Raw genomic sequence first — 2041 nt, 5'->3', positions numbered from 1 at the left:
CAGGCCAGGCCGAACGTCATCGGCCACATGCTCGATTCGCGCGCCCAGGCGATGCCTTGCTCGAGCGTGGTGACGAGGAAGTTTTCTTCGAAGCGTCCTTCAACCCAACCCATGTGGATGCTCCTAACGTGGGATAGGATTCCGATCCAATGCCACAACGCTTTATCCTACGTGGTCATTCGTAACAGCTGTTGCGCCAACGTTTTCTGTGGTGGTGTCATCATGAGGAAACGCGGCGGCTTCTGTGGCTTATGTTGCGCCCGCAACGGCCACTCACGCTTTACTTTCGAACTCGTGCGCCTGCGATCCTCACGCAACGCCTTCGCCAAGCGCTTACGATACGCTTCTTTGCGGATGCCGATCTTGCCGAGGATCACGTCGCGAATCACCAGCAACACCTTGCGTGGGCTGCAGCGTTGCGGCTGCTTCTTGTTTGCGCCGCTGCCCAGCGACCGGGCGCCTTGGGCCAGCAAAATCTGCGTCGCCAACAAGGCGCCCTCCGCTTCGCGATGAACCAGGCGGACCGTGCGACTCTGCAACCGCACCTTGGCCAACGTCCGCTTGAACGTGCGGAACAGCCCCTCGTTTTCCCAACGCCAACGGTAGTAGCGGCTCGCCATCTCCGCCGTTAGACGCTTGCGGTCCAGCACATTGGTCAACAGCCAAACGTCGCGCTTGTCCTTCGCGCGAATGCGGATCAGCCGAACCCGCACCGGCCGCAACTGCTGTTTCTGTGCCTGCTGCGTCCACAGCAATACTTCGCCTTCGCTGAACTTCTCGATGACGACCGCTTGCTCCGTGTAGAGCCGATCCTTGCCCGACATCCGAATCAAGAACGATGCGCCCGCTTGCGTGATCGCACCGGCCAAATCGTAGCCGTTGAAGCCCGCGTCGGCGACGATCAGGGCGAAGGCCGGCAGTGTCGAAAGCATCCTCTTCAGATGATCGCGTTCCCGACTGTAGCCCTTGCCCAACCGCCACGACCATAAAAGCCCCGTCCGCAGATGCACTAACGCCGTCACCCATACCTGCGAACGAGCTTGCTTTTTCAAAGCCGGATCGAGCCGTCGCTCCAATTCCTCCACCCGCGGCGTTTCCATGCTCGAACCGTCGCAGCCGAACACGAAGAAGCCATCGCATTTCAAATCAAGCAAGCCCAGCAAACGCCGCCGTAGGCCCGCAGCGATCACCCGCAACACGCGGGTCGGCAACTTCGCCAACGCATTCTGAAAACCCTGCACGCTTTTGCCGGGCCGCCGGCGCCTGGGCATGCAAACCGTGGCAAACCCGCGGGCCGTCTCAAAGCGTTCTGCCTGCGAGTCCCCGCAACACCACGTCATCACCAACAAGGTGAGAACCAACGGCTGCGTCTTCCACCGTGGCAAAGCTCGTTTCGACTGCCGCGTTTGCTCCGCTTGTTTCCAGATTGCCGGGGTGAGCAGTTCATGTAGACTATCGATGAATGATTTGGCATCGGGCTTCGCCGCTTTCACGCTCATGAGCCGTTTCCTCCAGTTGAATGTGTGGTAACAGTCATTCTGGTAGGAGACGGCTCTTTCAGCTGCGCCACTTTGGGGCTGATCAGCTGAAGCAGGTTTTCTTCCTATCGCCAACTCACCATGGCGGTTGTGTATTCCTCCATTATCCTGCGCTACTGGCATTGGATCGCAATCCTATCCCACGACCATGAGGCCAATCGATGAGCGTGACGCGGGCGGCGGATGTGTGCAAGAATTTCGAGCTGAGCAAGGAAGCCGCCGCGCTGCTGAAGCCGGAGGATCTGCCGAAGCCGTTCCTGGAGCGTCTCATCGCCGCCAAGCATTACACCGACGCGGCCCACTTCGCTGCGCATGCGTTGCCGAGGCGCGAGGCGATCTGGTGGGCGTGCGTCTGCGCCCGCAAGTTCTACGGCGCCGCGCCGCCGAAGCAGGCGGCGGTGCTCGACGCGGCGGAGGCGTGGGTGTCGCAGCCGAACGACGAGAAGCGGCGTGCGGTGTTCAAGCTCGCCGAGGCCGCCGAGTTCGGCAACCCCGCGGGGCTG

3 protein-coding genes are annotated in these 2041 nt (G+C 61.0%); 1 reads left to right on the top strand and 2 read right to left on the bottom strand.

Annotation, left to right across the window (positions count from 1 at the left end; all coding sequences use genetic code 11):
- Together HY011_33875 and HY011_33870 are read right to left on the bottom strand one after the other, a co-directional pair.
- The coding region (locus HY011_33875; GenBank protein MBI3427940.1) for an NADH-quinone oxidoreductase subunit B at nucleotides 1–113 on the bottom strand (113 nt) is incomplete at its 3' end.
- 54 nt (nucleotides 114–167) lie between these two features.
- Nucleotides 168–1499 (bottom strand): IS4 family transposase, encoded by a 1332-nt coding sequence (locus HY011_33870; GenBank protein MBI3427939.1) that lies wholly within the window; start codon nucleotides 1497–1499, stop codon nucleotides 168–170.
- Nucleotides 1500–1699: 200 nt separating this feature from the next.
- Here HY011_33870 and HY011_33865 point away from each other — a divergent pair.
- Nucleotides 1700–2041, top strand: a 342-nt coding sequence (locus tag HY011_33865; GenBank protein MBI3427938.1) for a hypothetical protein, incomplete at its 3' end; no start/stop codon positions are given.

The sequence above is a fragment of the Acidobacteriota bacterium genome (assembly GCA_016196035.1).
Lineage (GTDB): Bacteria > Acidobacteriota > Blastocatellia > RBC074 > RBC074 > JACPYM01.
The sequence above is the reverse complement of the archived record's forward strand: the minus strand, read 5'-3'. Positions and strand labels throughout refer to the sequence as shown.

What these genes read in the sequence shown, in the direction of transcription:
- HY011_33870 (MBI3427939.1), bottom strand. Translation starts at nt 1,499, where the DNA reads ATGAGCGTGAAAGCGGCGAAGCCCGATGCCAAATCATTCATCGATAGT.